7 protein-coding genes are annotated in these 6,235 nt (G+C 56.7%); all 7 read left to right on the top strand.

Annotation, left to right across the window (positions count from 1 at the left end; genetic code table 11):
• Positions 1-389: NodA family N-acyltransferase (locus EN893_RS14275; protein ID WP_128361600.1), on the top strand; the 389-nt coding region annotated here is incomplete at its 5' end.
• Positions 386-1,045: a chitooligosaccharide deacetylase NodB gene (gene nodB, locus EN893_RS14270; RefSeq protein ID WP_063169400.1), complete on the top strand. Its 660-nt coding sequence runs from the start codon at positions 386-388 to the stop codon at positions 1,043-1,045. The genes EN893_RS14275 and nodB, both read left to right, overlap by 4 nt.
• Before the next feature lie 15 nt (positions 1,046-1,060).
• A complete protein-coding gene (nodC, locus tag EN893_RS14265) occupies positions 1,061-2,386 on the top strand; it encodes a chitooligosaccharide synthase NodC (protein ID WP_063169399.1) in 1,326 nt (441 codons plus the stop codon).
• A gap of 261 nt (positions 2,387-2,647) precedes the next feature.
• Positions 2,648-3,562: a nodulation factor ABC transporter ATP-binding protein NodI gene (nodI, locus tag EN893_RS14260; RefSeq protein WP_024505873.1), complete on the top strand. Its 915-nt coding sequence runs from the start codon at positions 2,648-2,650 to the stop codon at positions 3,560-3,562.
• 3 nt (positions 3,563-3,565) lie between these two features.
• Positions 3,566-4,354 (top strand): ABC transporter permease, encoded by a 789-nt coding sequence (locus EN893_RS14255; RefSeq protein ID WP_063169398.1) that lies wholly within the window; start codon positions 3,566-3,568, stop codon positions 4,352-4,354.
• 283 nt (positions 4,355-4,637) lie between these two features.
• Complete coding sequence (locus tag EN893_RS14250) at positions 4,638-5,399, top strand: sulfotransferase domain-containing protein (protein ID WP_127266955.1); 762 nt, start codon at positions 4,638-4,640, stop codon at positions 5,397-5,399.
• A 389-nt stretch (positions 5,400-5,788) separates the two neighbouring features.
• On the top strand, positions 5,789-6,235 hold a 447-nt coding region (locus EN893_RS14245), incomplete at its 3' end, for a cation:dicarboxylase symporter family transporter (RefSeq protein ID WP_128361599.1).

Raw genomic sequence — 6,235 nt, 5'->3', positions numbered from 1 at the left:
ACATCGGCATGCTGCGGCGCTTCATCAAAGTTGGCGAGGTCGACTTGATCGTCGCTGAATTGGGCCTGTACGCGGTTCGTCCGGATCTTGAAGGGCTCGGAATCGGTTTTTCGATGCGCGTGGCGTACCCAGTGCTCCATCAGTTGGGTGTTCCATTCGCTTTCGGCACGGTTCGGCACGCGCTGCGAAACCATGTCGAAAGATTCTGCAGAGCCGGCCTCGCGAACATTGTGTCGGGCGTTCGCGTACGGTCGACCCGTCCAGATGTGCATCCCGACCTGCCGCCCACGCGCCTGGAAGACGTACTCGTGTTGGTTTCGCCGATCGGACGCTCGATGGACGAGTGGCCGTCTGGTACCCTGATCGACCGGAACGGTCCGGAACTATGAAGCCTCTGGACTACATATGCGAAGGGCAGAGTGACAATGCCGATCGCATTGCAGAGCGCAGCGTCTATCTGACGTTTGACGACGGTCCCAATTCATTTTTCACACCGCAGATACTCAATGTGCTGGCGCAACATCAGGTGCCGGCGACCTTCTTCGTTGTTGGGGCCTACGCGGCCGACGAGCCGGAACTCGTTCGCCGAATTATTACAGACGGCCACGGTATAGCCAACCACACGATGACTCATCCGGACCTAGCTAAATGCGGGTCCGTCGAAGTCGACTGCCAGATAGTTGAGGCAAACAGAGTCATAGGGATGGCTTGCCCGCAGGCCATGGTTCGGTACTTTCGTGCACCCTATGGCATCTGGACCGAAGAAGTAATCGCTGCATTAGCGGGTGAGGCATTGGCGCCCGTCCATTGGTCCATTGATCCACGCGACTGGTCTCGCCCCGGCGTTGACGCCATCGTCGACAGAGTGCTCGCCGATATCCGGCCGGGCGCAATCGTGCTGTTGCACGACGGGTGCGCTCCCGACGAATTGCAACCAGGCAATCAAGCCAGTCTGCGCGACCAGACGGTGACAGCGTTGTCACGCCTAATTCCAGAATTGCACGGCCGCGGATTTGTAATCCGATCACTTCCTCAACATCCCTGAACAAACAGAGATCCTATGGACCTTCTCACCACAGCCAGTACTGTTGCCGTTTCGTCTTATGCGGTGCTCTCGACTGTTTACAGAGGCATGCAAGCGGTCTACTCCCAACCGGAAAATGTTACGCCGCCGTCGGAAAGCTTGTTCGGATCCGACCGTTGGCCGAGCGTGGATGTCATTATCCCCTGCTACAATGAGGACCCGCGCACACTCGCGGCGTGTTTAGCTTCCATTGCAAATCAAGATTACTCCGGAACATTTCAGGTCTATCTGGTTGACGACGGTTCTGGAAATCGTAATGCCGTCATCCCGGTACATCACGCCTACGAGGGCGACCCGAGATTCAATTTCATTCTGCTCCGCGAAAATGTTGGCAAACGCAAGGCGCAGATCGCCGCCATCCGCCGCTCATCTGGAGATTTCGTGCTCAGCGTCGACTCTGACACGACACTTGCGTCCGACGTCATCACGAAGCTTGCAGTAAAAATGCGGGATTCCATGGTCGGAGCGGCCATGGGCCAGCTGACGGCATACAACCGCAGCGACACTTGGTTGACCCGATTGATCGATATGGAATACTGGCTGGCTTGCAATGAGGAGCGCGCGGCGCAAGGTCGCTTTGGTGCGGTCATGTGCTGCTGCGGCCCATGTGCAATGTACCGCCGGTCTTGTCTCCTTTCTCTGCTGGATCAATACGAGACGCAGCTGTTCAGGGGGAAACCAAGCGACTTCGGTGAAGACCGTCATCTTACGATCCTCATGCTGAAAGCAGGCTTTCGAACCGAGTACGTTCCAGGTGCCGTCGCGGCGACAGTCGTTCCGGACAAGATGGGACCTTATTTGCGCCAACAACTCCGCTGGGCACGAAGCACTTTCCGGGACACGATGCTTGCGCGAGGTCTACTGCGTGGCCTGGATCGCTATCTAACTTTGGATGTGATGGGAGAGAATCTCGGCCCATTGTTGCTCGGCATCGCGGTAGTAACGGCGCTCGGTGAGTTACTATTTTCACATACAGTAAATTGGTGGACGGTGCTGGCTATTGTCACGATGACCATAATCAGATCTACGGTGTTATCTTTCCGCACTCGGCAGCTTCGATTCATCGGCTATTCAATGCACGCGTTAATCAGGATATTCCTGTTGATCCCCTTGAAGGCTTACGCCCTGTGTACATTGAGCAATAGCGATTGGCTGTCGCGTAAAAGTGTTCCCCTGCCCAACAGCAGCACAAAGGAAATCACAAGCGCGATGCCGCTTGGCGGAGCAAATGCTGCGGGCAATTCTGGAATTGCGGAGTCACTTCATACTGCAGATCTTTCGCTCACAGCTAGTGAAGTCTGACGGCCTTGCAGCGCCGAGTGACCGAGTAAGTTGTGTCAGTCGACACGGGGTGAAGCTTGTCGAGTTACCTATGATCAGAACGGGGACTATGTGGAAGCGACACGTGGCATCTTGACGTTATTCTTTGGCGGAAGCGATACACACGTCGCTCCGGCCGCGACTTTCCAAAGGTGTCATCTCAAGGCGGTGGCCTGCTCTGAACCAGAATTCGCAAGTAAGCTGCCGGTGGCCAATCGGACTCATTCCGCTTGAGATAGACGCATGTCCAATGTAGCAATCGACCTTACCGGCGTAACCAAATTATTCGGAAACAAGCTCGTTGTGGACGGGCTGTCCTTCACCGTTGCATCGGGAGAGTGCTTCGGTCTGCTGGGGCCTAACGGCGCAGGCAAGAGCACGATTGCGCGTATGCTCCTCGGTATGACCCGGCCTGACGCGGGTGATATAACAGTCCTCGGTCTACCAGTGCCGGCACGCAGCCGCTTGGCCCGCAAGGGCATAGGCGTGGTCCCGCAGTTCGACAATCTCGACCTGGAATTTACGGTACGTGAGAACCTGTTGGTGTTCGGGCGCTACTTCGGCATGAGTACAAGAGAGATCAACGCCGTCATCCCACGGCTGCTCGAGTTCGCTCGCCTTGAGAGCAAGGCGGATTCACGTGTCGGCCTGCTATCCGGCGGGATGAAGCGGCGCCTGACGCTGGCACGTGCTCTGATCAACGACCCCCAGTTGCTTGTGATGGATGAGCCCACGACCGGCCTCGACCCGCATGCCCGCCATCTGATCTGGGAGCGACTTCGTTTCCTGCTGGCGAGCGGAAAAACGATCATTTTGACCACCCATTTCATGGAAGAGGCTGAGCGGCTTTGTGATCGGCTGTGTGTTCTCGAGCGGGGACGCAAGATCGCCGAGGGCAGTCCTCATGCGCTGATCGACGAGTACATTGGGTGCAACGTGATCGAGATCTTCGGCGGTAATCCACAGGAGCTGATTTCGCTGATCAGACCGTACGTTCAGCGTGTCGAGGTAAGCGGCGAGACGCTCTTTTGCTATGCGCCTGAGCCGGAGGATGTGCGCATCCAGCTTCGCGGTCGAGCGGGTCTGCGTATTCTAGAGCGTCCACCCAGTCTGGAGGACGTTTTCTTGCGGTTAACCGGACGTGAGATGGAGAAGTGAGCAATGGGTGAACGTTTTGCGGCCGCTCTACCCGCCAACGCCTGGAACTGGATGGCGGTGTGGCGCCGCAATCATCTGGCATGGAAGAAGGTGGCATTTGCTTCAATGCTCGGCACCCTTGCTGATCCGATGATTTACCTTTTCGGGCTCGGCACTGGCCTTGGACTGTTGGTAGGCCGCATCGAAGGTGCATCCTACATCGCCTTTCTGGCAGCCGGCATGGTTGCGACGAGCGCGATGACAGCATCAACCTTCGAAACAATTTACGCGGTTTTCGGTCGAATGCGCGATCAGGGCACTTGGGAAGCAATCCTGCACACACAACTTACCCTCGGCGACATCGTTCTCGGTGAATTGACCTGGGCAGCCACAAAGGCTTTTCTGGCCGGTACGACAATTGCGATTGTTGCGGCCGCGCTAGGTTATGCCGCGTGGACGTCGGTTCTCTACGTGCTACCGGTCGTCGCTCTCACCGGATTCGCCTTTGCGAGCCTGGCCATGCTCGTCATCGCGCTCGCGCCCAGTTATCACTATTTTATTTTCTATCAGACGCTTGTCATCACACCCATGCTGTTCCTTTCGGGCGCGGTTTTTCCAGTCGGCCAATTGCCAGGAGTGTTTCAGCAGATTGCGGCCTTCTCGCCCCTGGCGAATTCTATCGAGCTAATCCGTCCGGTGATGCTCGGCCGCCTGGGCGACAATGTAGGGCTGCATATAGGCGCACTTTGCATGTTCGCTGTATTGCCTTTTTTTCTGTCGGCTGGACTGTTTCATCGACGACTAATGCGTTGACGCTTGCTTACACCCATTAACCAGAAGGAGGTCCGCAATGCCGGATGCAAACTGCCCACAGCGGCCCGGAGGCATGCGTATGCTAGGAATCGCGAGTGGTACAACGCCGAAGCCGGGCGCCACCCAGCCGCTGCAGGCACCCGCCCAGCTTCGCGACCACACCTCGAAGAACAGGCTGGATGGTGAGGCGCGGACCCACCCGGAGCGTTCAATCGATAGCAGCCAAGCTTCTTGTGCGCGTCCACAGACCGTCGCGGCCATTATTTAGTTGGATACACATGCAATGACCCACAACGAAGCAACTCCTGAGCCTTTTGTGATCCTTGCTATGCCAAGGACCGGAACACACTATTTAGAAGAATTGCTAAACGAGCATCCGACCGTTTTGAGTAACGGTGAGTTGCTAAACGAATATGATCCCAATTGGCCCAGCACTGATCGCCTGCTAGGCACGGATCGCGAGCTTCTTGAGCTTGCCTATGTGCGCTGCCCTATGCGCGACTACAAGAATGTGACGCATCTTGGATGCAAGATCAATGAACCTCAGTTTCGCGAGCGTCCCGCATTCTTTGCGGAACTGGCTCGTTGGCCAGCACTCAAGGTCATCCTTGTTGTTCGCCGAAACGTATTGGAATCGCTCCGATCCTTTGTGCAGGCCAGGGAAAGCGGTCACTGGCTGAAGTTCAGCTGGGACAACGATACCGCTCGGCCACCGAGCGTCAGGTTGTCAATCGCCGACTGTGAGGCTTATTTCAAAGCCGCCGACGATTTTCACGCTCGCGTTATGGACTCCTTCACGTCGACCAACCTGCTTGTAATGGAATACGAGAGCCTACTTCACGAACCTGCCCAATGCCTGGGAGCGGTTTGGGATTTCCTGGGCGTTCCAGCGCTTGAGCCATCAGATAACGCCATCCTGCAGCGCCAGGAAACGCGACCGCTGGATCAAACGGTGGAGAACTTTGACGAGTTGCGGATTCACTTCGCACGGGGACCTTATTCAAGATTTTTTGACCTCGGAGATTCAATGCGCTCCTACGCTTAATCGCTTGTACCGCGTGCTCTGATGGGCGTGTAGGATATCCTGCAGTTTGCGCGCATTCCGTCGCAAAACTGACAAACCAAAGTCACCAAGACGACAGAGATATCGGCCGGCAGTCGATCTGCGGCAGACATCAAAGACACGGCCGCAAGGCGACCTGGTCAATTCCCTCTCTGGCGAAGCACTTCTTCAGACGCGATCTTTGGCGAGCCTTGAGTGCAAATTCCGGCAAAGGTGGAGGGTTCCAGTGCGCAACCCGCACCAATCTCGCTGGACGGGACAGGCCTCCAGTTGGCACGGCGCTTGCTCCGAGATGACAGCAGCGCTCGACCGGAGCGCAGCATGGGAGAAGGAGGAGCCCCCACCCCGATCCGGTCAGGGAGAGAGAAACGGTGTTGGTTCCAAGAGTCCCCCGCGCGATCGCAGCGCCCCGCAAGCCCCATTTTGCCCGGACCTACGTGCAGGTGCTTGCCGCCATAGTCCTGGGAGCCGCAATTGGCTACCTCTATCCGGAAACCGGCCAGAGCCTGAAGCCGCTCGGCGATGCCTTCATCAAAGTCGTCAAGATGATTATCGCACCTGTCATCTTCCTGACAATTGCGACCGGCATTGCCGGCATGAGCGATCTGCAGAAGGTCGGCCGAGTTGCCGCCAAGGCGATGGTTTATTTCCTCACCTTCTCGACACTTGCACTCGTTGTCGGACTGATTGTCGCGAATATCGTTCAACCTGGCGCCGGCCTCAACATCGATCCGGCCTCGCTCGATGTCCAAGCCGTTAAGGGCTATGTGGCCACGGCTCACGAGCAGTCCGTGACCAGCTTCCTGATGAACATCATC

Origin of the sequence: Mesorhizobium sp. M7A.F.Ca.CA.004.04.2.1 (assembly GCF_004022825.1) — a bacterium.
Lineage (GTDB): Bacteria > Pseudomonadota > Alphaproteobacteria > Rhizobiales > Rhizobiaceae > Mesorhizobium.
Note: the sequence above shows the minus strand (reverse complement) of the source record. Positions and strands in the feature narration are given on the sequence as shown.